The sequence below is a fragment of the Paenochrobactrum pullorum genome (assembly GCF_041929845.1).
GTDB classification, from domain to species: domain Bacteria; phylum Pseudomonadota; class Alphaproteobacteria; order Rhizobiales; family Rhizobiaceae; genus Paenochrobactrum; species Paenochrobactrum pullorum.
The window spans coordinates 38646-64493 of sequence record NZ_JBHEEH010000014.1 but is presented as its reverse complement, the minus strand read 5'-3'; the positions used below and the strand labels follow the sequence as shown (position 1 = coordinate 64493).

The window sequence follows — 25848 nt, the reverse complement described above, 5'->3', positions numbered from 1 at the left end:
TCGCTTGCATTCCATGCAGCATCTGAAAGCCAGAAAAGATCGCTCATAATAAGCCTCTCTACTGTCAAAACCTAAAACCAATAAAAACACTCAATAAAGACAATTGTTTGATCAGGTCCACATCCTAGATAAACACGGTTTTGACAAACAAAAATAATGCTGATCGGATGGTCTTACATCCGATCAGTACGTTGTTTATGGTCGCTTTGTTTTATTGTGTAAAAATAATTGGCCGGATAAAACAATCAATGACATGCCAGATGCATAGGTGATGAGTGGCCATGCACTGTCACCGTTTAAATAAATGATGGCTAATGTGCCGATTATGCTGACAATCAAACTTTGAATGCAGAAATAAAAGGCGACAGCTGATCCGGCGATTGTGTCAAATTTTGCCAAAGCTCCATTGGCGGTGACTGAGCTGGTAAAAACAATACCAACGGCAATCACCCACATCGGCAGAATAAAACTGGTAAAGGATGGTGTTGTGTAAAATTCGCCCAACATCAATAAAACAGCACCGGTGGCAATTAAAAATATACCACGACAAAGACTGCCCGCGATGCCCCAGCGGTTGATAATGTGTTTAACAAAGCGGGTGGTTATCACCATCACGACGGCAACAGTTGCAAAGCAAATGCTAAAGGCAGTGGGTGAATAGCCTGCAATATCGATCATGACACGTGGTGCCGTTGAAAAAAACACAAAAAAACTACCCATCGCAGTGCTGAAACCCAAAGTGTAGACCCAGAATTCAGGGCTTCTAAAGATAGGAAGTATAGAGGGTCTTTTTGGTGTCTTGATAACAGGTGCTGTTTCATGCCAGCAAAATAGAGCATGGATAAAGGCGCTTGTGGCAACGACGGCGAGACTTATGAAAATTGCGCGCCATCCAAAGATGGTATTGATACCTACTCCGATGATTGGAGCTAAAGCTGGCACAAAAGCAAGAATGGAACTGAAGCTGCCATAAATAACAGCACTTTCCGGGCGGTTGGCATAAACATCGCGCACTGTTGCAAAGGTTGCAACGAGTATGGCTGATGCACCGCAACCTTGGGCAAAACGGAACAAAACAAACGCTGTTCCATTTGTCGAGCAGGATGCACCGATGGAACTGATAATAAATAATAATGCTCCGGTTAATAAAACGGGACGTCTGCCGACCCGGTCAGACAGGGGGCCGAAAATCACCTGCCCTGCGCCAAGCATCACCATATAGAGGCTGAGTGAAAATTGTATCATGGCGGGTGTTGTGCCTAAATGACCGGGCATATCGGGCACAACGGGAAGATATATATCCATCGCCAGTGAAGCGAGAATGTCAAAAGGTGCCATCAGCAGCAGCGCTGCCGACAGGGAATAAGCCCATATCGGGCGTGAAGTAGACATAATAAATCATCCGCTCTGGGATTTAAATAAGAGCGGCATCTGCTTTATGAATTATCAGCAATTTTTGATAATACAGAACGCCGCAGCAACAAAAAGTTGGTGCGGCTTATTGGGTTGCTTTTTCGACTTTCATCACAATGATGCCTCCAAACAGAGAGATACGAAATGTGCCTTTAATTGATATTCTCCAGTTGTGCAACTATTTGCGTTTGCAGATAAAAGGCAGTCCGCGTCACAGAAATTGCCTGGCTTATCCAATTATCGGTAAATTCACCCAGATACGCATCGCGGGCATAGATGAGTGTCTGTGCCATTGTTTCAGGTAGTTGTGGGATTGCCCAAAGGGCGGCCATGTCTTTGCTGATGAATTGACCGGTGGTTGCGCTGTACCACATGCGAGCCAGTGTCAGAAGAACGTTGCTTTCGTCGCCTTGTAGATTAGTTGTCAAATCAGGTAATAATTTCAGCATTGCATTACTTATATCTGCGGCAGGAATAGTAGGCAGCAACTGAGATGCCGGAGCGCCGAAGAGCGGTATCGCCTCATTTTTGGCTTGGGCTAAAATAAGTGTCATTTCCGGATCGGCAATGGGTACAGGCACTTCACCACCAACAAAACCATCACGCAACCATTCGCCATAGATAAAATCAGCAATGACCGGGAAATGTGGTTTCTCCAGTTCATCAAGGGTAAAAACAATAACCTCCAGACAACGAGGACCATTGGCGGATGCGGGATGAGGTGATGAAAGTTCAAGTAAGGATGACAGCAGTTTTTGACGATTTTCCAACTTGAGGGATTGCTTGACCACAACCAGCATATCAATGTCACTTTGCGGTTTTAATCCGCTGGAGGCGGCGGAACCATGCAAATAAACGGCCAATAAATGATCGCCTAAAAGCTGTTTCAAAACCTCAAGGGCACTGCTGGCTTGATCATGAATAAGAGAAGAAGGCATTTGCATGAGTGGTTTTCGTTTGACTTGCTTGACGTTTCGATAGGAAATCTTTGTCACATAATCAATTTGATGATTGAATGTTGAGGCAGTAAAATTTAACTTTGATGAAAAAACATATCTCTACATATGGTCGAAATAATTACCATGAGCGAGAAAATTCTGGTCAGCGCTTGTCTGTTGGGGCAACCGGTGCGCTATAACGGCAAAGCGAAACCTCTTCATCATGCGCTGCTTGACCAATGGCAGATTGAGGGACGGGTCATCTCTGTTTGTCTGGAGTTAAAAGGCGGTTTTAGTGTGCCGCGATTGCCTGCCGAGATCAATGCCGCACAAACGGGCGAGGCCGTGCTTGCTGGTGACGCGCAAGTGGTGGCATTGGACGGTGAAGATGTAACGGCACTTTTTATCAAAGGGGCACAGGCCGCTTTGGAGTTGGCAAAAGCGCATCAATGCCGCTTTGCTTTGTTGATTGATGGAAGCCCCTCTTGCGGCAGCGCCTTCATTTATGATGGTAGTTTTGGTAATCAAAAACATGTCGGCAATGGTGTGACAGCGGCTTTGCTGCGTCAAAACGGTATTGAAGTTTTTGCTGACCATCAGATCGCGTTACTGCAGCAACGATTGCAGGGTTAAAACTTTAATATAATTTTTGAATGGGTGGGTTTTGTCGCGGTTGATATAGCCGCGACAAAACGATGTAATCCTGCTCAGGTTACGGCATTTTTTGCGGCAAAACGGGGATCTTTCCAGCGCTCCGTTGTCAGTACTTCCTGTAAAATTTCAACCGCATTCCACACATCTTCAAAGCCCAGATAAAGCGGTGTGAAGCCAAAACGTAAAACATCCGGTGCACGAAAATCGCCGATAACCTGTTCGGCAATCAACGCCTGCATGACTTCATAAGCATGAGGATGGGTAAATCCGACCTGCGAGCCGCGCTCGCTATGATTGCGTGGAGTGACCAGTTGCAGATCATAACCAGCACAACGCCACTCAACCAGTTTGATGAAGAGATCAGTCAGAGCCAGACTTTTTGCACGCAGATCCGCCATATTGACGCCTTGCCATGCTTCCAATGCACCGTTTAACGACTGCATGGAGAGAATAGGTTGGGTGCCGCAGAGAAAGCGTGCAATGGCAGGCGCTGCTTCATATTGCTGCTCGAAAGCAAAAGGGCGTGCATGTCCCCACCACCCCGAAAGCGGCTGACGTGCTTGTTGCTGATGACGTTTGGCTACATAGATGAAAGCCGGCGCTCCGGGGCCGCCATTGATATATTTATAGGTACAACCAACGGCAAAGTCGGCGTTGCAATCATCAAGCTGAACATCCAGCGCACCGGCACTATGGCACAAATCCCAAACGATAAGCGCACCTGCCGCTTGAATACGCGCGGTCATCGCCTTCATGTCATGCAGGTAGCCGCTGCGGTAGTTGACATGATTTAACAAAACCACGCCGACATCGGGTGAAAGTAAATCTTCTATCCTATCGGCATCTACACCTTCCAGTTTGAGTGTTAGATGTGGCTGGCTGGCGACAAAACCCTCGGCAATATAAAGATCGGTCGGAAAGCTTGCGCCTTCTGCGATAATGGTTTTGCGGTCAGGGCGCAAGCTTGCGGCGGCACTCAAAGCTTTGAAAATATTGATGGAGGTACTGTCGCATACAGCGATCTGGCCTGCAGCTGCGCCGGTGAGCGCACCAACCTTATCGCCAAGTTTCAAGGGCAGATCGAACCAACCGGCACTGTTCCAGCTGCGGATGAGGTCTTGTCCCCACTCCGTACGTGCTGCATGATCAAGGGCAGAAAGCGCAGTTTTGGGAGCAGGCCCCAAAGAGTTGCCGTCCAGATATATCATGCCGTCGGGAATGATAAAACGATCACGAAAACTGCATAAAATATCCTTTGCGTCCCAATCTCGTACTATTTCAAGTGTTATATTTTGCGACATGAGCTGTCTCCTGTTTTCAAATTAACGCAAACTGGGGTGCCGTATATGGTGGTAATAAAGCTTAAAATACTGCCGATGGCCAGATCAACAGACCGAAGAAAATCGGTAGTCTCCAGCCCCAGCTTTGCGCAATGCCTTTAATAAAAGTTGGTATCTCCTTTTCGATGATAGCCAGTGCATCCAGCGCGGTGCGGAAAACCAAAAATGGTGCTTCTTTGGTGGCATTACGACGCAATGTTGCTACAATGTCGGTACCGCCGATGCTCTCAAACGGAATTTCAGACGATTTTAACGCCACCATTACAAAGGTTGCGGCTCCGGTTGCTTTATAGGTTATTTCAGGATATTGATGCAGCTGGTAGTGGAACAATCGTTTCATTGCTATTGCTGTTGTAACCGTTTGATAAAAATGATTTTTGAGAATAAATATAATGCTTTTCAAATATGAGAAAAATTGGCCGGCTGCAGAGGTGATTGCCACATTTGAAGAGGGTGATCCGGATGAAAATCCGTGGGTGCATGGAAAGCCGAAGCCTGAACATATTGATGTAAGAGACTATGATCCGCAATGGCACAATTGGTTTGAAAAGCTCAAAGCGGATATTGCTGGTGCATTATCTGAGCAGGCATTGGCGATTGAACATGTCGGTTCAACCGCTGTTCCTGATTTGCCTGCGAAACCGGTTATCGATATTGATCTGATTGTTGAAAATCCGGATGATGAAGCACAATATGTGCCGGCACTGGAACAGCTTGGCTATCAGCTCACCGTGCGTGAGCGCTCTTGGTATCAGCACCGTATGTTGCGGTTGAATGAACCGCGGGTTAATTTGCATGTTTTTGCCCCGAATTGCCCGGAACATATCCGCCATATTCTGTTTCGTGATTGGCTGATCACGCATAACGCAGACCGTGAACTCTACGGTCAAGCAAAATTGTCGGCAAAAGAGGGTGTCGATAATGTGCAAGCCTATAATATGAAGAAACAGGCCGTGGTCAGAGAAATTTATGATAGACTATTTGAAACCTATCGGCTGTATCAGGTAAACCGGATATAGAAAGAAACCCGCTCAATTCGAGCGGGCTCCGAGATTCTAATCATCAAACCGGTTCCGGCACTATTGTGCTGACAATCGAAGCATCGAGCGCTTCATAATTGGCAAGCCCGATCGTGTCGTAAAGTTCGGCTCGGGTTTGCATGTCGCTTAGGCAGCTTTGTGTTGAACCGTTTTGCTTGATCGCTGCATAAAGGCGTTCTTGCGCTTTATTAGCAACGCGCAGAGATGAAACCGGCCAGATCACCATGCGGTAGCCCATTTCTTCAAATTCGGACGCAGTGAAGAAAGGCGTTCTGCCAAACTCGGTCATATTGGCAAGCAATGGCACAGCGGGCATACGCGCCGCAAATTCGCGGAACATATCAGCAGTGGTCAATGCTTCCGGAAAAATTGCATCTGCACCGGCTTCGATATAAAGCTTGGCACGCGCTACTGCACCATCCATGCCTTCGCTGGCGGCTGCATCGGTACGCGCAATCAGATAAAGATGGCGGCGCGCTTTGTTGGCGGCAGCCACTTTTGCTGCCATATCATGTGCGTTTGCCAGTTTTTTGTCGTTCAGATGGCCGCATTTTTTTGGCAATAACTGATCTTCAAGATGAACCGCACCAGCACCTGCATCTTCAAATGTGCGCACCATATGCATGACATTGAGGGCTTCGCCATAGCCGGTGTCACCATCGACCAGCAAAGGCAGGCCGCTGGCACGGGCGATCTGGCGGATAAAGAATGATACTTCATCGACCGTAATCATCCCAAGATCGGGTATCCCCATTGATGCGGTCATCGCCGCACCGGAGAGATAAAGACCTTTAAAACCAGCGTTTTTGGCCTGTAGTGCAGCCATACCGTTATGGGCGCCGGGCAATTGGGCTATCGAGCTTTGCTCGACCAGTTTACGAAAACGCTGACCGGCAGGTTCTGCGTTTAATTCGGATCCAATAAGATATGTCATTATAAGTCCTTATGCGGCACGTGCATTGATTGACTGATTGCTGCGCTCATTGAGGCTCAGGAATTTTTTGTTTTCAGGGCCGGTATAATTGGCGGATGGACGGATAATCTTGTTATCGATGCGTTGCTCAGTCACATGGGCAGCCCAGCCGGATGTGCGTGCAATGACAAAAAGCGGCGTAAACATGGCTGTCGGCACGCCAAGCAGGTGATAGGAAACTGCACTGAACCAATCGAGATTGGCAAACATGTTTTTGGTTTCGGCCATAGTCGCTTCAATCCGCTCGGCAATATCATACATGCGGGTTGAGCCTGCTTCGAGTGAAAGCTCATGCGCCACTTGTTTGATGACATTGTTGCGCGGGTCAGCAATTGTATAGACCGGATGCCCGAAACCAATAACGACTTCTTTGACTTCTACGCGGCGGCGAATGTCGTCTTCGGCCTCATCCGGGTTTGCGTAGCGTTTTTGAATTTCAAACGCGACCTCATTGGCACCGCCATGCTTTGGCCCACGCAGCGCACCAATTGCCCCGCAAATGGCGGAATACATATCCGAACCGGTGCCTGCTATGGAGCGGGCGGTGAAAGTGGACGCGTTGAACTCATGCTCGGCATAGAGAATGAGCGATGTGTGCATGGCTCTGACATGATCGGCACTTGGAGCTGTGCCGTGCAAGAGGTGCAGGAAGTGTCCGCCGATGGAGTCGTCATCGGTTTCCACCTCAATACGGCGGCCATTATAGGCAAAGTGATGCCAATAAAGCAGCATCGAACCAAGGGAGGCCATCAAGCGATCGGCAATGTCGCGCGCACCCGGATGGTTGTGATCACCGGCTTCCGGCAACACACAACCAAGTGCTGAAATGCCGGATCGCATCACATCCATCGGATGGGTGGCAGCTGGAAGCAGTTCGAGTGTGCGCTTGACCACTTCCGGCAAGCCCCGCAAAGCTTTAAGCTTTGCTTTATAGGCTGCAAGTTCCGTTATGGTTGGCAATTCGCCATGTACCAGCAAATAGGCGATCTCTTCAAATTCGCAGGCGCGTGCCATATCGAGAATATCATAGCCACGATAGTGCAGGTCATTACCTGTGCGACCGACTGTGCATAATGCAGTGTTGCCGGCGACAACGCCTGAGAGAGCAACAGACTTTTTCGGCTTAGGTGTTGTCATGCTTATTTTCTCCCTTGATTGGATAATCAGGCGTTGCAGTCAAAAATGCCTTTTGGTGATGCAAGACCCAAACGATCAGGCGATACGCTGAAGTTCAGGCCGCCAAGCTCATCTGCTTTAAGGCTTGTCAGGCGTTCAACAGTGGCGATGAAGCGATCCTGTTCAGTTCTTTCGATAATGCCTTCAGCCAGTGTGCGGAATTTATTGACATAATCAGCACGTTTGAACGGACGGGCACCAAGCGGATGTGCGTCCGCAATTGCCAGTTCGTCTTCGATGACAGTGCCGTCTTTCAGTGTGATGACGACGCGACCGCCAAATGCTTTTTCATTCGGATCCTGACTGTGATAACGCTTTGTCCATGTTTCATCTTCCAGCGTTGAAATTTTATGCCAGAGGCTGACCGTTTCAGGACGCTTTGCCCGTTCCGGCGCATATGAACGCTCATGATGCCAACCGCCATCTTCCAGTGCGACTGCAAAAATATACATGATCGAATGGTCGAGCGTTTCACGGCTGGCATTCGGATCCATTTTCTGCGGATCATTGGCACCGGTTCCAATCACATAATGGGTGTGATGGCTGGTATGGATAACAATGCTGGCGATATCTGCAAAATTGCTGATTTTTGTGCGCATACGGCGCGCCAGATCAATCAATGCCTGACTTTGATATTCCGCCGAATGTTCTTTGGTATAGGTGTCCATGATAGCGCGTTTGGCTTCACCTTTACCCGGCAGAGATACGCTATATTTTGCACTCGGGCCACTTAGCAACCATGCAATAAATCCGTCTTCACCTTCCCATGCCGGTGATGGTGCGCCTTCGCCGCGCATCACGCGGTCAACGGCTTCAATTGCCATTTTGCCTGCAAATGCAGGGGCATAAGCTTTCCAGCTGGAGATTTCGCCTTTACGTGATTGTCGTGTGGTGGTGGTGACATGCAAAGCCTGCTGAACCGCCTGATAAATCGTTTCAGCCGGTAGACCAAGTGCGGTGCCGATACCAGCCGCGGCAGAAGGACCCAAATGGGCGATATGGTCAATTTTATGCTCGTGCAGGCAGATGCCTTTAACAAGATTAACCTGCACTTCATAACCCGTTGCAATGCCACGGGCGAGGGCAGCACCGTTTAAACCGCAATGCTGGGCAACAGCTAAAATGGACGGGATATTGTCAGCCGGATGCGAGTAATCTGCCGCCAAAAATGTGTCATGAAAATCAAGTTCGCGCACAGCAACGCCGTTCGCCCATGCAGCCCATTCCGGCGAAACGCGGGTGTCGGATGGCAAACCGAAAACAGTGGCGCCTTTTTTATAAGGATGAGCAGTGGCCTGCGCACGGGCACTGATGACGGGACGGCGGGCAAGAGAGGCAGCTGCAACCGACGCATTGTCGATGATACGATTGCCGATCATGTCGACAACATCTTCATCAAGCGGAACATTATCAGCGGCAATGCTGGCAATTTTCCATGCCAGCTGATCTTCACGCGCTAAAGGTTCAGCTGATTTATAAGTGCGGACTGTATGTGAATTCACGAATGCATCTCCATAAGTAAATAACCAAAAAACGATTTTGGTCCGTGTGCCACTTGTAATAGTTTGCAATATCCACTTATAAAGAATGAGGTAAATGACTGAAATTGTGGAGTTTTGTGAAGAAAATTTTGCAAATCTGCAAAGTTTGCGAAGTTTTCAGTCTTCACAAGGGCAGGGAGAGGTGGCGCATGAAAAAACCATTTGTCGGCGCAAGGTTGCGAAGGCTGCGTGAGGAAAAAAGCTTGACGCAACAAGCTTTGGCGAATGCATTGGGTATTTCGCTGAGCTATCTCAATCAGATTGAAAACAATCAAAGACCGATAACCGTGCCGGTTTTATTGCGGATGAACTCTGCTTTCGGCGTTGATGTGCAATTCTTCTCGGAGGAGGATGAAACGCGGCTGGTGGGGGAGTTGCGGCAAGTCCTATCCAATCCGATCATTGGCGAGACGATTTCCAACAGCGATATCAAAGATATTGTCAGCAATCTGCCAGCGATGGGGCGTGCGGTGATCCAGCTTTACAAGCAAATGCGGCAGGCGGTGGAGCAATCGGAAGGTTTGGCGATCCGTTTGGGCGATCCGCGTCAGGTAACAGAGAACACCTATCGTTCAATGCCTTATGAAGCGGTGCGGGATTATTTTTATTCAAAAAGTAATCATATCGCCGAACTGGATGAACAGGCAGAACGATTGGCTGAGAGTCTTGATGTTAAAAATGGTCGCTTGGTTGACGCTTTAACAGCAAGATTGCAAGCAATGCATGGCGTGCGGGTGGATTATATTGATACTGGGGCGCAGAAAAATACTGTCCGGCACTTTGATCTGCAAAATAAAGTTTTGACCTTATCAAGGGCTTTGTCTTTAGGGCAGTCCGCTTTTCAAATAGCGACACAACTTTGTTTTCTGGAGCAAGAAAACCTATTGCAAAAGCTCTGTGGTCAGGCCGAGTTTTCAGATGCTGAAACCATTGCACTTTTACGCATCGGCTTAGCGAATTATTTTGCTGGTGCCGTCATTTTGCCTTATGGCCGCTTTTTGAACGCCGCGGAAGAACTTCGCTATGATATTGATCTGCTGGGACAAAAATTCGGTGTTGGTTTTGAAACCATTTGCCACCGTTTAAGCACTTTGCAACGTCCCGGTGCGCATGGTGTGCCGTTCTTTTTTGTGCGTGTCGACAGAGCCGGTAATATATCAAAGCGTCAATCCGCGACTGATTTTCATTTCTCCCGCGTTGGCGGGAGTTGCCCGCTCTGGACAGTCTATGAAGCATTTTTATCGCCTGATCGTATTTGCACACAAATTGCCGAAATGCCGGACGGGCGCGCTTATTTGTGGATAGCGCGCACAGTGACACATCATCATGGCGGCTATGGTGCACCGGAAAAAACCTTTGCCATTGGGCTTGGTTGCGATTTGGCCCATGCCTCACACTTGGTTTATTCTAAAGGTCTGGCGATCAATGATCCGGAAGCGCGCACCATGATTGGCGCGGGGTGCAAATTATGTGAACGTGCCAATTGTGCGCAGCGTGCATTTCCACCCTTGACGCAAACAAGTCGTATCAATGAAAACATCACTGCTTTCTCGCGTTATGAGGGGATGCGTTAATCGTGCCAAATGTGATCAAATGTCTTTCAACAGTCGTCTTAATGTGCTGTAAATCTGTGGATTTTGTGTTTGCGCGACATTAAAACGTAAAAGTGCTGCCGCGGATTGTGAAACACTGAAAGCATTGCCGGGTGCAAGCATGATTTTTTCTTCCATACAGCGACGCGCCAATATGGCAGAGTCCACACCTTCCGGTAATTGACACCATAGGTAAAAACCACCGCGCGGCATCAGCCAAGGCTTGATGCCAAGTGCCGACAAGCGCTTTGCGACATCCAGTCGGGCAAGTGTTAAACGGTGGCGCACTTCATCCATGTGCTTGCGATAAGTGCCACCTGCCAAAACTTTTACAATTATTGCGCTGGTGATGGGGCTTGGACCGCCAAAACTTGTGGCAATTTGCAAATCTGTCAGCCCTTCAATCCATTCAGGACTAGCCGCAATATATCCGCAGCGTACAGATGCAGATAATGTTTTGGAAAAACTGCCAATACGAATAACACGGTTTAGACCATCTGAAATTGCCAAACGCGGTGATAGATTAGGCTCGAAATCGGTAAAAATATCATCTTCGACAATGGTCATGCCGTGCGCGGAAGCAGCACTTAAAACACGGTAAGCCGTTTGTGGTGAAAGGCTGGCACCGGTTGGATTATGCAGTGCCGAATTGGTGATATAAAGACGGGGAGACTGCTCTTTCAAAATCGTTTCAAATGCGTCTATATCAGGGCCTGATGGTGTGAAGGTGACAGCTGCAATTTTCACCTGATGCGCACGCAGCAATGCTTGAAAATTGAAATAGCAGGGATCATCGACCAGTACAGTATCACCCGGCCGTAAGAGTAGGCGGCAGATCAGGTCAATCGCTTGTGTGCCTGAAGTGGTCAGCAAAATTTGTTCGGCACCGATATTCAAACCTTCTTCAGCAAAGCGTCCGAGCAGCAAACGGCGCAATGCCAAGGTGCTTTGCGCATTGCCGTAATCGGTGAGTAAACAATCTTCCCAACGGCTGATACTACGCAAGGCTTTTCGTAATGCTTCATGAGGCATCCAGTCCGGTGGCAGCCAGCCGCAGCCGGGTTTTAAAACACCATCATCGGTTTCCAATGACTGTTTGGAAACCCAGAAAGGGTCAACATCACGTTCGCGTATCGGCCCCATTTCAGCAAGCGCCATTGGTGGCAGATCAGCGCCCGTTACATAAAAACCGGAGCCACGTCGCGCGCGGATAATACCTTCTGCTTCCAACCGGTCATAGGCCTCTACGACAGTGGAAGGGGAAACCTGCATGGTGGCCGCAAAACGACGAACAGAAGGCAGCCGATCCGATGGGCTGAGCACACGATTGGCGATTTTGACACGGATGACATTCATCAGTTCTTCGGTGCGTGTCTGCTCGGTGGTGCGCATAAAATGCCCTTTAAATTGTATGGATATATTGACCCATACAGTTTGTTGAAACTGTATCATACTGTTTCTGTTAACGCCAGCAAGATAAGCGTAATGCACTGCCTTATGAAAGTGAGGCTTTATGAGTAAGTTGAGTGCAGGTTGGGGTAGTGGCCTTATCGGCGTTATCATTTTTAGCGGTTCATTGCCTGCCACACGCGTTGCGGTTCTCGATTTTGAACCAATGTTTTTAACATCGGCACGAGCGGTTATTGCGGCCTTGCTTGGTGGATTTTTTTTGCTGGTTCTCAAACAGCAAAAGCCTGATCGAAGCGATATTTTTCCGCTCATTTTGGTGGCAATCGGTACTGTTTTGGGCTTTCCATTATTAACCGCTTTAGCATTGCAGCACATCACGGCGGCGCATTCGATTGTATTTGTCGGGATGTTACCGTTGGCGACTGCATTTTTTGGCGTGTTGCGCGGTGGTGAGAGGCCTGAGCCGGTTTTCTGGATATTTTCAATTATTGGGGCAGTAACGGTTGCAGGTTTTGCACTTTATGGCAGCAGCGGCGGTAATCTGACTGGCGATTTGTTGATGATTGCAGCCGTGATTATTTGCGGACTTGGTTATGCGGAAGGCGCAACATTATCGCGTAAACTTGGCGGATGGCAGGTTATTTCATGGGCCTTGCTGGTGTCATTTCCGGTTATGTTTATTATCGGGTTTTTCACTGTGCCGCAAACTGTCAGCAATGTAACACCTGCCGGTTGGTTTGGATTGTTCTATATTTCCGTTTTCTCGATGATGATTGGTTTTGTTTTCTGGTATCGTGGCTTGGCGCTAGGTGGCATTGCCGGAGTGGGTCAGTTGCAGCTTTTGCAACCTTTTTTTGGGTTTATTCTAGCTGGTATTTTTTTGCATGAGCCTATTGCCTGGACGATGGTGGCTTCAACACTGATTGTGGTTTTATGCGTTGCAGGAGCCAAGCGTTTTGCGTGATTGAAAAGCGTGACGTTATAATTTCATAAAGCCGGAAATCATTCCGGCTTTATGATTATTTGTCTAAAGAGTTTGTAATTGCCAACCTTTTGATGTCGTCTGGAGACGATCAGTTAGACCGATATTGTTGAGGAAGTGATCATCATGCGACACCACTATCAGTGCTCCCTGATAGTTTTTGAGCATAGTTTCCAGAGCTTGCAAAGAAGGTAAGTCCAGATGGTTGCTCGGTTCATCCAGCATTAAAAACTCTGTTGCAGGCTCTGCATAGAGGACGCAAGCCAGAGCGGCTTTCAAACGCTCGCCACCGCTCAATAAACCGCTGGCAATTGTAATTTTTTGTGCATCAAGCCCCAATTGTGCCAAACGCATACGCAAATCACCTTCCGGCATTGTAGGATTGGCTAATCGTATCTGCTCCAGCACTGTTTTTTCCGGATCAAGGTTGGACAAGTTTTGGTCGAGATAAATCCCTTTCGTCAAGATTTTGCAGGTGCCGCTCAGTGGTTTGAGCTGCCCGTCAAGAATTCTAAGCAAAGTGGATTTACCACAGCCATTTGGCCCGGTAACGCCGATGCGCTGCTGACCATTGATGATAAGAGTGATATTGCGGCTTGTGCCGCTGACAAAGGGGAGTTCCACATTGTCCAATTCAGCAATACGTTTATGGGAAGCGTTGGTGACGGGAAGTTGATGGAGCGTAATCGCAGTGTTTTCTTCCATTTTCTGCTCAGCTTCAAGAACCCTTTGTAACAGTAATGAGCGTGCCGAACTTTGTTGCTGTATTAATTTACCGGCAGTTGCTTGACTGCGATTTTTCTGGCGGCCAAGCAGAATTTTTGCCTGATTGGCTTGTTTGGCTGTGCGGTTACCGCTTGCTTGCCGTTTTTCTAGTTTTTCACGTTGGTCGCGTAAGGTTTGCTCCTCACGACGACGCTCGGCCTTTAAGTGGTCAAGCTGTTTGAATGCGTTTTCGTGCTCTTGTTGCTTGCTTAACCGATAAAAATTATAATCGCCCCCATAACTGCGCAAGCCAAGTGATGATAGCTCAACTATACGCTCCATCGTAGCCAGTAATTGGCGATCATGGCTGATAACCAAGAGCCCGCGGGGCCAGTTTTTCAGTTGTTCGATCAATGCAAGACGGTTCTGCCGGTCAAGGTGGTTGGTCGGTTCATCAAGGATGAGAAAATCAGTGTTCGACAGCAACGCTCCGATTAAAGCTACGCGCATCGCTTCACCACCACTTAAACGATGGGCAGGGGTTGTCGCATCAAGATAGCCTAAATTATTGCGCTCCAGCTCTGTTCGTAAACGCTGCTCAATGTCCCAATGGTCACCAACTGCATCAAAATCAGCTATTTCAGTGCTGCCGCGTTCGATACGTTTGAGAGCATCTAAAGTGGTTTGCATGCCTGTTAACTCGGCAAGTGTTGTGTTTTCCGGTTGAATAATTTGCTGAGCCAGATAATGCACGGCGCCTGAACGCAGGCAATGGCCGGTTGTTGGCTGTTTTTCGCCGCTTAAAATTTTAGCAAGCACGGTTTTGCCCGTGCCATTGCGACCCACCAGACCTGTCGGTCGGCCGTCAAATTGCTCGTTGAGATCATGAAAAAGTGTCGTGCCATCAGGCAACACAAAAGAAACGCCTTCCAGCGTTATGTAATGATGTGTCATCTGGTACCTCAGAATAAATTTTGAAAATGAAATCAGCACAAGCAAGAACCTTCCGCATTGCAGAAAGGGATATATTGGTGCTGGCTTTTGTGATGGTTCAGGAGAGCGACCTGAAAGAAACACGTCTAATGTTCAATAATTTCCATTTTTTAAAACCTCATCATGAAATGAAGATGGGGCGTCTGGCGGATCGAGGCTGAGATTGTGCGTCGGGACGAAAAATTGGAATAAAAATAAGCACAAACCGGAGAATTCAAAACCGCAGACATGAACAAGCTCACAAATTAATAGCCCACTGATAAGGTAAAAATTTATGATATGTGCGGTTTTTACAGCATTTATCTATCCGATGAAATTGCAACGATGTGAATGAATATAAGTGATTATTTTAAAAAATACAGTGTTTTTAAATTATATGATGAAGAGAAATACAGAAAAAATAACGGCAAGGTGCTTGCCGCTATTTTTCTAATTGTTTCATTATTTCCAGATAAGGGGCAGCACTTGGTCACGCGTTAAAGGTGCAAGCTCTAAATCATCTGTGTCAGTGGTAAAAACCCAACGAGCATCTTCGATTTCCGCTCGGGGTTCAATCTTTGCATCTGTTTCAATTTGAAAAATTTCAGCAATAACTGTCGCGCCTGTTTCATTGGCGGCAGGTGCTGAAAATTTTCCAAGATAATGCGGCTTATCATGTTCAATTTTGAGGCCTAATTCTTCATGTAATTCGCGACAAAGTGCTTGTATTGCGGTTTCTCCTGCATCAATTTTGCCACCCGGTTGCATGAAGGAAGATGTTCCGCGTTTGCGCACCAATAATGTTGCGCCATCCGCACGCATTAAAGCAGCAGCTGCAATCTTGATTTCCATCGTGAGCCTCGTTTTTATTCGCGCGCGGAACTTACATTGGCAATAACTGACATGCCAGGCATTAATTTGTCGCTCAAGGGCTGGTTGTCGTCGATCTTGATGCGTACCGGAATACGTTGGGCGACTTTGGTAAAGTTGCCAGTCGCATTGTCGGCACGAATGACCGAAAATTCCGAACCGGTTGCCGGTGCAAAGCGCTCTATCGTGCCGGTAAATTCTTTGTTTTCCAGAGCATCCACTGTGAAGGTTACAGGTTGGCCCATTTTCATTTTGCTGAGCTGTGTCTCCTTGAAATTGGCGATAACCCATAAATGTTCGGTAACAACCGAGCCGATCTGAGTACCGACCGAGACATATTGGCCGATACGGCCGGTAACTTCGCCCAGTATACCATCAGCGGGCGCAATAATACGCGTATTGGCAAGATCGATTTCGGCGAGTTCAACGGCTGCCTTAGCACTTTCTACATTGGCCACCAAAGAACGGCGGCTGACAATAGTTGAATTCAGCTCCTGTTCCGCAATCAAAATACCTGCTTCGGCTTGATGTACGGCAGCTTGTGCCTGATCATAGGTTGCCAGATTTTTTTCAGCATCACTTTGGGTCGCAATATGGCGATCAAGCAAAGACTGGGTGCGGTTATGCGCAGTTTGAGCTGAGGCGAGAGCTGCTTTTGCGCTTTCCAGAGCTGCCTTGGCCGAGACGATTTTGGCTTCGGCTGATTTGCGGCTTTGTTCCGACATAGCAAGGGAGGCTTCAGCGGCTTTGAGGGCTGCTTTAGCCTGTTCTGCTTTTTGAACATAGATACGGTCGTCGATTTTGGCGATCAGGTCGCCTTTATGGATTTTTTGATAATCCTGCACCGGTACGTCTACCAGATAGCCTGCCAATTGTGGGCTTAAAAGCGTGATTTGACCGCGAATATAAGCGTCATTGGTGGTTTCGGTACCGCCATGGAAGGGTGGCAAATTCCAAGCATATAATACGATGAAAATACCGGCCAAGCCAATGGCGAGTGCAACATAAGTAGCGATAAAATGAAATATCTTTGACATGGAATGAACTTCTTTGGGTTCGCTTTATTGAATTATACGGGAGCTGTTTCAGCTTTATTGAGTGCGAAAAATTTATGCCTGTTGCGCCAGGCCACATGGATACAAAGGCACGCCAACGCACCGAGTGATAAATAGGCGGTGAATAAAAACGAGTCATTATAAGCAAGGGTATAGGCTTGTTGCTGGACTTGTTTTGCCAACAGTGATGCGCCTTGCAGCGTTTGCTGGCTGGGGTCGGTGAGCAGTTTGCCGTAGCTGCCGCTTAATTGTTTCAAGCGGGTTGTAACCAACGGATCGGTTGACGCAAGCTGCGAGACCAAGCGAAACGAATGAAACTGTTCGCGCCATTGTACGAAAGTACCGTAAAGCGCACTGCCAAAATAACTGCCAACCTTTTGAGCTGCCAGAAACACCACGATGAAAGAAAGAATGTAACTGGGACCCCGTTTCATGGCGGCGGCCATGCCGATCATCAAGGCGGGGGGTAGGAAAATGCCACCGGCAAAACTGACCATAAACTGGCTCAGATACATTTGTTCCGGTCTGGTAAGCGAGGTTGAGAGGCTGTCCACATAGCTGCCTAGTGCCATCAACAGAAATGCAACGGCGTGAATGGAAGATTCACGTCCCGGTTTCATGATTTTTGCACAAACAACCGCGGCAGTGACCGCACCGGCAATAATCGAGAGATAAAGTCCGCTCAATTGCTCATTTTGCATGCCGTTGATGCGCATGAAATTGATCGCACCACTGGTTTGTTCAGACAAAATCAGGCGCGAAACCATCAATGCACCGGTGAAATGGATGATTTCCTTTGAAGCAAGCCAGCGTATATCTACCAGATGATTGGTGCGGTTGAGTTCAATCATCGCAAAAATTGCGCCTGATGCAATGCCGGCAATTATCAGCCATGCGATCCAATCCACTTCAGTCCACCAATAAAGACGGCCAACGGTGAAAGCGACGGCAAAACAACCCATTGAAGTGGCAAGAAAGAGATAGCTGACAATATCGAGAAAGCTGATAACTTTGGCACGCGGTGGTGAGGCCAGCGGCAATATATAAACCAGCCCCATACAAATCATCGCAAAGCCAAGCTCTACCAGATAGATCGAATATTGCTGACCGGCATCCAGCAAATAAGGTGAAATGAGACCTGTGAGTGGCATCGGAATAACAAGCGCTGTTAATGCCGTACAAAGACCGATGGTCATTCTTTTTGCAGGCGGCAAACACTCCAACGTGTATAGAAACCCGAGCGAGGTCATAGGTGCTGCGGCAAGACCCGCCACAAAACGCAAAGCAAGCGCACTCTCGTATGTTTCCACCCAAAAATGTGCAAGGCAAACAAGCGCATAAACAACAATGGCCACTTCCGCAAAATTACGCAATCCATATTGGGCACGGATTTTGAACAGCATCAGCGTCAAACTGGCATTAGGGAAAAGATAGGCTGCCTGCAACCATGTTGCTTCGGTTTGGGTCAGCCCCATCGGCCCTGCGATTTGTTGCAGGTTGATGCTTAAGAAGCTCATGCCAAAGCCTTGCGTGAGTGCAAGGAGAATACCGGCAAGCATATAAAGTGCCGTAATAAAAATGGGCTTTGGTATGAACGGAGGAGGTGCTTTTGGTGCCGACGCAGGCTTTGGCTCAGCGGTTTCAACAACCTGCTCGTCATCAACAGATTGCTCAACGCTTGGTTGTTCAATCCGTTCCTCATCGTCTGCCGCAGCCTTGGCTGACGCTTCAAGCCGGGCCATCAAGGTTGTCCATATCGTCGATATTACCGGAAATGCGATGAAAAAGCTCAATACAAGCCATTAGCTCTTCCTGAGTCATGTTTTGAAACATCTGCTTGCGCATTGTTTCACCGATTGAGCGAACAAGTTCTGCTTGCTGAATGCCATGTGGTGTTAAAACCAATAATTTGGCGCGGCGGTCATTGGGATCAGGATGGCGCTCGATAACACCATTTTCTTCCAAACGATCAAGCAAACGCACCATGGTTGCTTGTTCAAGCTCGAGTTCAAAAGCCAGTTCGCTTTGGGTCATATTGGGCTTTTTGATCAGGCGCAATAATGTGCGTGCACGCGGATATGTTAATCCGTGTTCGGTGACTTTCTGATTGAAAACATTGCGTATTTTACGGCTCACCTTGGTGAGCTCTTCGAGAAACTCTGAGCTGATCACGAGATTATCCATTGGGGGCTATATATTAGTGTGCTAAGTATTTAAGTTAAATAAATAACATGGGTACTTGACGGTTTCAATGTGAGGACACTAGAAAAAGGCGTAAAAAGGTGCAATCTGGTTTCACGCTTTTGTGTTAAGACATCAAAAATTTTAAAAATAAAATGATTATGCGTGTGAGGTCAACTCGTGCCCTCACGCACCCGCATTGCGAAACGTAATTTATATTAGCGGCTATAACCCATTTGCATGGAAAGATCAGAGGCTGCTTTTTGCATGATGTGCCCCAATTTTTCTATTGTTTCAGCCGTTGCCTCGCTTTCCAGCAAGCTGATGGCAATACCGGCATTGGCATATCCGGTGTGGTCTCGGATAGCGGCACCAATGCAGATCATACCTTCCCGAATTTGGCCGTCATCTATGGAGTAACCGCGTGTTCGGGTTTCGGCTAATTCTTGTTTTAACAGATTGATGTCTTTAACACTTCTGCCGCTCAAGGCCGGTGGCAGACCGTGAGCAAACATGTCGGATATGGTTTGATCGGTAAGTTCCGACAAAAGCATTTTTCCGGTTGCTGTATAAGGGGCGGGCAGACGCATGCCAATACGAAATGAGTGGCCAAGTGGCTGGTCGGAATTGCGGCAGCCGATATAAACCACTTCATCATGATCACGGATGGTCAAGGTCACAGTATAGTGATCAAGTGCCGGCTCGTTTGCAAAATAATTTCTGAAGATGGATACAATATCCATTTGGCCGAGAAAACTATTCGCCCAACGCATAGGATGTGCACCGACAGAAAAGCGGCCATCATCGTTTTTAACCAACAAATTTAACTCGCTCATGACAGCCAAAAGACCGTGAACGGTGCTTTTAGGCAAGCCCGCATTACGGGTAATCTCGGCTGCATTCAAGTTGCTGCCAGCATTTGAAACCATATCGAGAATGGCAACAGCACGCCTGAGAGCGGGCACGGAATCTGTTTGTTTTTGTGATGTGGCTTGCCTGAGCCTTGCTGATCCGGCGCTTGACACGTTGTTATACTCCTGCCAACTTAGTTCAGTTAACTGATTCAAGTTCATCTAATTGAACTTTTATAGTCGGAGGAGAGAATGGTCAACCTGAAAAATCCGGATCTGCTGCGAGATCACTGTTTGATTGATGGCCAGTGGGTGGCCAGCAACAATGAAGCTATTGCAGTGACAAATCCTGCTAATGGCGAAGTCGTCGGCACAGTGCCATCGCTTCAAGCATCCGATATCAATGCTGCCATTGCAGCGGCCGAAAAAGCATTGCTTTCATGGCGTGCATTGGCTGCCAAAGACAGAACAGCAATTCTGCGTCGTTGGTTTGATCTGATGGTGGAGAACGCAGATGATCTGGCCGCCATCATGACGGCAGAACAAGGTAAGCCGCTGCCGGAAGCAAAAGGTGAGGTGCTCTATGCTGCTTCATTTGTTGAATGGTTTTCGGAAGAAGCAAAACGCATTTATGGCGAGACTATTCCGGCTCCGGCAAGTGATAAACGTATCATTGTTTTGAAACAGCCGATCGGTGTTTGTGCCGCGATTACGCCGTGGAATTTTCCGGCCGCCATGATTACCCGCAAAGCCGCCCCTGCTTTAGCCGCTGGTTGCACTATGATTGTCAAGCCAGCCGAACAGACCCCTTTGACGGCTTTGGCACTTGGTGTTTTGGCAGAGCAAGCTGGTATTCCTGCGGGTGTCCTTCAGTTCGTCACCGGTGATGCACGTATTATTGGCGGTGTGTTGACGGCCAGTGATGTGGTCAGAAAGCTTTCTTTCACGGGTTCCACCGAAGTCGGGCGTATTTTAATGGCGCAATCAGCACCGACGATCAAAAAACTGTCGCTTGAGCTGGGCGGCAATGCACCTTTTATCGTCTTTGACGATGCAGATATTGATGCGGCCGTTGAAGGCGCCATTGCTTCTAAATATCGCAATGCCGGACAAACCTGTGTTTGTTCCAACCGTCTTTATGTGCAGGCGGGCATTTATGATGCCTTTGCTACGAGATTGGCAGAAAAAGTAGCGGCTTTGCCCGTTGGAGAAGGCACCAAGGCTGGTGTGCTGATCGGCCCTTTGATCGACGATGATGCCATCGCCAAGGTGGAAAGCCATATTCAGGATGCTGTTGGTAAGGGTGCGAAAATTGTCACTGGCGGTAAACGTCATGCATTGGGCGGCACTTTCTTTGAGCCAACCGTTTTGACTGGTGCAACACAGACAATGGCTGTGGCGCGTGAAGAAACTTTTGGCCCTGTGGCACCTCTTTTCCGCTTTGAAAGCGAAGAAGAAGTGATTGCAATGGCCAATGATACCGAGTTTGGTCTTGCCGCTTATTTCTACACTGAAAATACAAGCCGGATGTGGCGGGTGATGGAAGCGCTGGAATACGGCATGGTTGGTCACAATACCGGATTGATTTCCAATGAAGTGGCACCATTTGGCGGCATTAAACAATCCGGTCTTGGCCGTGAAGGCTCGCATTACGGCATCGATGAATATCTTGAAATTAAATATTTTTGCTCGGCGGTCGCTTGATCGATTGGCAATGACGGAGGAGTAAAATGATAATCAATCCATTTGAATTCCGCACGGTTCCTGCAATGGAAGTAAATTGGGGTGCAGCCAGGCGCTTGGGCGAAGTGGTTGCTGCCCGATTTGGTAAACGGCGCGCAGTACTGGTCACAGATGCAGGTTTGGTTAAAGCCGGCCTGATTGCGCCGATTGCCAAAAATCTTGAAGCGTCCGGTTTTGAGATCGTTATTTTTGACAAGGTTGTGGCTGATCCGCCGGAGCATGTTCTTTATGAATGCGTCACACAAGCCAAAGAAGCCAAGGCCGATATTGTTATTGGTTTAGGTGGCGGTTCCTCGCTTGATATTGCCAAGCTTGTGGCCGTTCTTTTGGCTTCCGACCAGTCATTAGCAGATATGTATGGCATCGGCAAAGTGGAAGGCGATCGCCTTCCGTTGATCTTGGTGCCGACAACGGCCGGAACCGGTTCGGAAGTTACCAATATTTCCATTATCACTACCGGCGAAACCACCAAAATGGGCGTTGTTTCCCCGCAGCTTTATGCTGATTATGTGTTGCTCGATGCAGAACTGACTGTTGGTCTGCCGCAATTGCACACTGCCGCCACCGGCATTGATGCAATGGTGCATGCAATTGAAGCCTATACCGGCCAGCACAAGAAAAACCCGATATCGGATGCTTTGGCACGTGAAGCGCTGCGTTTGCTTGGTGCTAATCTCATCACAGCATGTAAAGAACCAACCAACCGTGCAGCACGGGAAGCGATGCTGCTTGGTGCAACCCTTGCAGGTCAGGCTTTTTCCAATTCACCGGTCGCAGCCGTTCATGCTTTGGCCTATCCGCTTGGCGGGCATTATCATGTGCCGCACGGTCTTTCCAATGCGCTGATGCTGGGGCCGGTTTTGCGTTATAATGCAAAGGCTGCCGCGCCGCTTTATGCTGAACTGGCTAACGTGTTGGGCGTTAAAGGGGAAGGTGATGCAATTGCACGCTCGGACGCTTTTGTCGAACATATGCTGAAACTCATGGATGAAAGCGGTGCGCCGCGTCGTCTGCGTGATGTGGGTGTCACCGACAACAGTCTCGCTATGCTGGCAAGCGATGCCATGAAACAAACACGTCTGCTGATCAATAATCCTGTTGAGGTCAAAGAAGAGGATGCTTTGGCACTATACAGAGAAGCTTTTTAAAGTTGGCCATAGTCTAACTAAACGTCTTGTTACGGAGGATAAGTCATGACGGATATCAGACTTTATATGCTTCAGTCCGGCACGCTGAAATGCAAAGTGCATAATATCAAAATGAATGAAGGTAATGGCGCGGATTATGAAATTCCGGTGCCTTTTTACCTGATAACCCATCCGGATGGTCACACCATTATTGATGGCGGTAATGCGGTGGAAGTGGCAACCGATCCGCGCGGCTATTGGGGAGGTATCTGCGATGTTTATTGGCCTGTGCTTGACCCGAAAATGGGCTGTGTCGATCAGGTCAAGGCACTTGGATTTGATCCGGCCGATGTAAAATATTGCCTGCAGTCACATCTGCATCTGGATCACACCGGTGCGGTCGGCCGTTTCCCCAATGCTACCCATATCGTGCAGCGTGCGGAATATGAATATGCCTTCACGCCGGATTGGTATGCAAAGGGTGGTTATATCCGCAAAGACTTTGACCGCGAAGGTCTGAAATGGGAATTCCTCAACGGTGTCCATGATGATTTTTACGATATCTATGGTGATGGTACTTTGACCACCATTTTTACACCTGGTCATGCACCCGGTCACCAGTCTTTTCTCATTCGCCTGCCCAACAGCAAGCCGATTATTCTGGCAGTTGATGCAGCTTATACAACAGACCATTGGGAAGAGCGCTCACTGCCGGGTTTTCTGTCTTCGACAGTGGATTCTGTGCGATCTGTCCAGAAACTGCGCACAGTTGCTGAAAAAACAGGCGCGATGGTTGTCACAGGCCATGATCCGGATGCGTGGAGCACCTTTAAAAAGGCACCGGATTTTTACTCATAAGCCTTGTGATTTGATTGATTATAAAGGGAGGAGCTTGGGCTCCTCCTTTTTATTTCACTAAAGTTACTGCGGCATAGGTCATTTAAAATATTCGGCTTTTGTAAATAGCAAAATTGAGTATATGGTGCTTTCTTAACGAGTTTTTTTAATAAACGGCATCAAAAAAATAGTGAGCAAACAATGACTTATGATCCTTCTAAAGATGGTGCGCAGATGGATTTTAGCCAGCGCATGTCCTATAGCGATTATCTGCATATAGACCAGATTTTATCTGCGCAGCATCCGCTCTCTGTGGCTCATGATGAGATGTTATTTATTATCCAGCATCAAACCACTGAGTTATGGATGAAACTTGCCCTTTATGAGGTTAATGGTGCGCGCCAGATGATCGCGCAGGATCGCACATCAGAAGCTTTGAAAATGCTCAGCCGTGTGGTTCGTATTTTCGAACAGCTTAATTCTGCATGGGATGTGCTGCGCACGATGACACCATCGGAATATACCCATTTTCGTGATGATCTGGGACAAAGTTCCGGCTTTCAATCATGGCAATATCGTTTGATTGAATATGCAGTCGGCAACCGCAATCTGGCAATGCTTAAACCGCATAAACATCGGCCTGATCTGTTGAAATTATTGGAAGCTGAACTGGCGCGTCCATCACTCTATGATGAAGTTTTGCGCCGTCTTTCCCGTATTGGTTTGAATGTGCCAACAGCCGTATTACAGCGTGATTTAAGACAGGTCTGGCAGTTTGACGAAGATGTTCTTAACGTTTGGGCTGAGGTCTATCGTGATCCGTCAAAATATTGGGAAGCCTATGAAGTTGCTGAGAAACTGGTCGATTTTGAAGATTATTTCCGCCGTTGGCGCTTTAACCATGTCACTACTGTTGAACGGGTAATCGGCTTTAAACGCGGAACGGGTGGTACGGCAGGGGTTACTTATTTGCGCCGTATGTTGGAAGTGGAATTATTCCCTGAGCTTTGGCGTGTCAGAACCGAGCTTTAATAACGCTGAGCGACCAGTTTTATAAAAGAGTAGACCAACCATGCAGCGCGATTGGAACGAAGAATTTGCAAATTCGGCTTATATTCCGGGCTCGGAAATTTTGCCTGAGCTTTGGGCAAATAATGCAGCCGATTATCGTGCTTCAATGCCTGTACAGCTTGATATTGCTTACGGTGATGCGCCGCGCAATCTTTTGGATTTGGTTTTTCCTGAGGGGACAAGCAAAGGGCTTGTCGTTTTTGTTCATGGCGGGTTTTGGACAGAATGTTCCAAATCCGATTGGACAGATTTGGCTGAAGGTATGCGTTTAAACGGCTGGACGGTCGCTATTCCGGGTTATACCCTTGCACCAAATGCTAAAATTTTTGAAATTGTTGGCGAAATTACCTCTGCTATCACGAAAGCGGCTGCATTGATTGCGGGGCCGATCAAACTTGTCGGTCATTCAGCTGGTGGTCATTTGGTAACACGGATGATCTGTCAGAATAGTTTGCTAGACAAGGCCATCTTAGCCCGTATTCAAAATGTAATGTCTATCAGTGGTGTGCATGATTTGCGCTTGTTGCAAAAGACAAGGCTGAATGAAAAATTACGGCTTGATGATGCTGAGGCAGAGTGCCAAAGCCCTGTATTGTTGCGACCTTTATCCACTATACCGGTGACATGCTGGGTGGGGGCAAACGAGCGTCCGGAATTTATACGTCAATCACGTTTACTTGCCATGATCTGGGACGGGATGGTGCCGATCAAATTGATCGAAGAGGTTGGACACAATCATTATTCGATTTTGGAGAATTTAAAAAAGCCAGCATCCGCTCTGGTGAGGGAATTGCTGGCTTCCGGTTAGTGCTCTTCTGTTTGTGTTTTGTAATTCGGCAACGAGAAAATCAGGTCGAATATATAGGTGAAAACGAAAGTATAGATCAGGAAAAACAGCAACAGAGCTGCCTCCATCTGAAATGCTTTCCAAAAGCTGACAGAATACCATGCCATGTAAATTGGAATAATGATGACAAAGAGGCCGAATTCAAAGCCCAACGCGTGACCGATACGTAAAATGAGGCTGCGTCCTTCACTTTTTCTGCTGACTTCCATTTTTTCAAACAGCCAGTTGTATGTATAGTTCCACGCAACAGCGATCAGCGAGATGACCGTGGCAATCGGTAGGGATCCTTGCGCGTCAGTACCACTCAACAACATCAGCAAGATGGTTGATGCAGCAATGGCAATAATTTCAAAAACAGCAACATAAAGGATGCGCCGTTTAACCGGCGATAGGACGAACATAGTCGGCTCCTGAGCTAGATAACTAACCTGTGAGCCGGCACGCCCCGGCACTCATAATCACGAAAAAGAAAAGGCAGATCGCGGTTTTCCATCTGCTTGAAAGTGAAATAAGCAACCTCATGTTTCAAG

At 47.8% G+C, this 25848-nt stretch carries 25 protein-coding genes; 10 read left to right on the top strand and 15 right to left on the bottom strand.

Annotated elements, in window-relative coordinates; translation table 11 throughout:
• Positions 1-195: 195 nt before the first annotated feature.
• Complete coding sequence (gene cml, locus JNC77_RS14840; RefSeq protein WP_374833880.1) at positions 196-1392, bottom strand: CmlA/FloR family chloramphenicol efflux MFS transporter; 1197 nt, start codon at positions 1390-1392, stop codon at positions 196-198.
• Positions 1393-1565: 173 nt separating this feature from the next.
• The gene (locus JNC77_RS14835; RefSeq protein ID WP_374833878.1) at positions 1566-2357 is read right to left on the bottom strand and encodes an aminoglycoside adenylyltransferase family protein; all 792 of its coding nucleotides are present in this window, start codon (positions 2355-2357) and stop codon (positions 1566-1568) included.
• A 138-nt stretch (positions 2358-2495) separates the two neighbouring features.
• Here JNC77_RS14835 and JNC77_RS14830 point away from each other — a divergent pair, with 138 nt between their 5' ends.
• Positions 2496-2984, top strand: a complete 489-nt coding sequence (locus JNC77_RS14830; RefSeq protein WP_374833876.1) for a 2-thiouracil desulfurase family protein — start codon at positions 2496-2498, stop codon at positions 2982-2984.
• A 74-nt stretch (positions 2985-3058) separates the two neighbouring features.
• On the opposite strand, the gene kynU is transcribed toward JNC77_RS14830, so the two are convergent.
• Positions 3059-4306, bottom strand: a complete 1248-nt coding sequence (gene kynU / locus JNC77_RS14825) for a kynureninase (protein ID WP_374833874.1) — start codon at positions 4304-4306, stop codon at positions 3059-3061.
• Between the two features lie 61 nt (positions 4307-4367).
• Positions 4368-4685 carry a hypothetical protein gene (locus tag JNC77_RS14820; protein WP_374833872.1) on the bottom strand — a complete coding sequence of 106 codons (318 nt, stop codon included), beginning with the start codon at positions 4683-4685 and terminating at the stop codon, positions 4368-4370.
• A 52-nt stretch (positions 4686-4737) separates the two neighbouring features.
• Between JNC77_RS14820 and JNC77_RS14815 the strand changes: the two genes are divergently transcribed.
• The gene (locus JNC77_RS14815; RefSeq protein WP_374833870.1) at positions 4738-5364 is read left to right on the top strand and encodes a GrpB family protein; all 627 of its coding nucleotides are present in this window, start codon (positions 4738-4740) and stop codon (positions 5362-5364) included.
• 43 nt (positions 5365-5407) lie between these two features.
• On the opposite strand, the gene prpB is transcribed toward JNC77_RS14815, so the two are convergent.
• Genes prpB through JNC77_RS14800 form a run of 3 tightly spaced genes read right to left on the bottom strand, consistent with a single transcriptional unit; the run spans position 5408 to position 9036 of the window.
• Positions 5408-6319 carry a methylisocitrate lyase gene (prpB, locus tag JNC77_RS14810; protein WP_374833868.1) on the bottom strand — a complete coding sequence of 304 codons (912 nt, stop codon included), beginning with the start codon at positions 6317-6319 and terminating at the stop codon, positions 5408-5410.
• A gap of 9 nt (positions 6320-6328) precedes the next feature.
• Positions 6329-7495, bottom strand: coding sequence for a bifunctional 2-methylcitrate synthase/citrate synthase (prpC, locus tag JNC77_RS14805; protein WP_374833866.1), 1167 nt, complete (start codon positions 7493-7495; stop codon positions 6329-6331).
• 26 nt (positions 7496-7521) lie between these two features.
• Entirely contained in the window at positions 7522-9036 is a 1515-nt protein-coding gene (locus tag JNC77_RS14800) for an MmgE/PrpD family protein (protein WP_374833864.1), read from the bottom strand.
• A 188-nt stretch (positions 9037-9224) separates the two neighbouring features.
• Here JNC77_RS14800 and JNC77_RS14795 point away from each other — a divergent pair, with 188 nt between their 5' ends.
• Positions 9225-10649, top strand: coding sequence for a short-chain fatty acyl-CoA regulator family protein (locus JNC77_RS14795; protein ID WP_374833862.1), 1425 nt, complete (start codon positions 9225-9227; stop codon positions 10647-10649).
• 15 nt (positions 10650-10664) lie between these two features.
• Here JNC77_RS14795 and JNC77_RS14790 read toward each other — a convergent pair whose 3' ends face one another.
• The gene (locus tag JNC77_RS14790; RefSeq protein ID WP_374833860.1) at positions 10665-12059 is read right to left on the bottom strand and encodes an aminotransferase-like domain-containing protein; all 1395 of its coding nucleotides are present in this window, start codon (positions 12057-12059) and stop codon (positions 10665-10667) included.
• A gap of 121 nt (positions 12060-12180) precedes the next feature.
• Here JNC77_RS14790 and JNC77_RS14785 point away from each other — a divergent pair, with 121 nt between their 5' ends.
• Complete coding sequence (locus tag JNC77_RS14785) at positions 12181-13041, top strand: DMT family transporter (protein ID WP_374833858.1); 861 nt, start codon at positions 12181-12183, stop codon at positions 13039-13041.
• Between the two features lie 63 nt (positions 13042-13104).
• Here the strand turns inward: JNC77_RS14785 and JNC77_RS14780 are convergent, their stop codons facing one another.
• On the bottom strand, positions 13105-14718 hold the full coding sequence (locus JNC77_RS14780; protein WP_374833856.1) for an ABC-F family ATP-binding cassette domain-containing protein: 1614 nt from the start codon (positions 14716-14718) through the stop codon (positions 13105-13107).
• Between the two features lie 26 nt (positions 14719-14744).
• On the opposite strand from JNC77_RS14780, the gene JNC77_RS14775 reads away from it, so the two are divergent.
• On the top strand, positions 14745-14918 hold the full coding sequence (locus JNC77_RS14775; protein WP_374833854.1) for a hypothetical protein: 174 nt from the start codon (positions 14745-14747) through the stop codon (positions 14916-14918).
• 280 nt (positions 14919-15198) lie between these two features.
• Here the strand turns inward: JNC77_RS14775 and JNC77_RS14770 are convergent, their stop codons facing one another.
• The 5 genes from JNC77_RS14770 to JNC77_RS14750 form a co-directional block, all read right to left on the bottom strand.
• Positions 15199-15588: an NUDIX hydrolase gene (locus JNC77_RS14770; RefSeq protein WP_374833852.1), complete on the bottom strand. Its 390-nt coding sequence runs from the start codon at positions 15586-15588 to the stop codon at positions 15199-15201.
• 14 nt (positions 15589-15602) lie between these two features.
• Positions 15603-16643: an HlyD family secretion protein gene (locus JNC77_RS14765; protein WP_374833850.1), complete on the bottom strand. Its 1041-nt coding sequence runs from the start codon at positions 16641-16643 to the stop codon at positions 15603-15605.
• 32 nt (positions 16644-16675) lie between these two features.
• A complete protein-coding gene (locus tag JNC77_RS14760) occupies positions 16676-18403 on the bottom strand; it encodes an MFS transporter (RefSeq protein ID WP_374833848.1) in 1728 nt (575 codons plus the stop codon).
• Positions 18390-18833 carry a MarR family winged helix-turn-helix transcriptional regulator gene (locus tag JNC77_RS14755; RefSeq protein WP_374833846.1) on the bottom strand — a complete coding sequence of 148 codons (444 nt, stop codon included), beginning with the start codon at positions 18831-18833 and terminating at the stop codon, positions 18390-18392. The genes JNC77_RS14760 and JNC77_RS14755 overlap by 14 nt, the downstream gene beginning before the upstream one ends.
• Before the next feature lie 227 nt (positions 18834-19060).
• On the bottom strand, positions 19061-19807 hold the full coding sequence (locus tag JNC77_RS14750) for an IclR family transcriptional regulator (RefSeq protein WP_374833844.1): 747 nt from the start codon (positions 19805-19807) through the stop codon (positions 19061-19063).
• A 138-nt stretch (positions 19808-19945) separates the two neighbouring features.
• On the opposite strand from JNC77_RS14750, the gene JNC77_RS14745 reads away from it, so the two are divergent.
• From JNC77_RS14745 to JNC77_RS14725, 5 genes are all read left to right on the top strand, one after another.
• Positions 19946-21397 carry an NAD-dependent succinate-semialdehyde dehydrogenase gene (locus JNC77_RS14745; RefSeq protein WP_374833842.1) on the top strand — a complete coding sequence of 484 codons (1452 nt, stop codon included), beginning with the start codon at positions 19946-19948 and terminating at the stop codon, positions 21395-21397.
• A 26-nt stretch (positions 21398-21423) separates the two neighbouring features.
• On the top strand, positions 21424-22584 hold the full coding sequence (locus tag JNC77_RS14740) for an iron-containing alcohol dehydrogenase (RefSeq protein WP_374833840.1): 1161 nt from the start codon (positions 21424-21426) through the stop codon (positions 22582-22584).
• A gap of 45 nt (positions 22585-22629) precedes the next feature.
• Complete coding sequence (gene attM, locus JNC77_RS14735; RefSeq protein WP_374833838.1) at positions 22630-23421, top strand: AttM family quorum-quenching N-acyl homoserine lactonase; 792 nt, start codon at positions 22630-22632, stop codon at positions 23419-23421.
• A 180-nt stretch (positions 23422-23601) separates the two neighbouring features.
• A complete protein-coding gene (kynA, locus tag JNC77_RS14730) occupies positions 23602-24432 on the top strand; it encodes a tryptophan 2,3-dioxygenase (protein ID WP_374833836.1) in 831 nt (276 codons plus the stop codon).
• Between the two features lie 40 nt (positions 24433-24472).
• The gene (locus JNC77_RS14725) at positions 24473-25279 is read left to right on the top strand and encodes a hormone-sensitive lipase (RefSeq protein ID WP_374833834.1); all 807 of its coding nucleotides are present in this window, start codon (positions 24473-24475) and stop codon (positions 25277-25279) included.
• Here the strand turns inward: JNC77_RS14725 and JNC77_RS14720 are convergent.
• On the bottom strand, positions 25276-25719 hold the full coding sequence (locus JNC77_RS14720; RefSeq protein WP_374833832.1) for a PACE efflux transporter: 444 nt from the start codon (positions 25717-25719) through the stop codon (positions 25276-25278). The genes JNC77_RS14725 and JNC77_RS14720 overlap by 4 nt on opposite strands.
• Between the last annotated feature and the right edge of the window lie 129 nt (positions 25720-25848).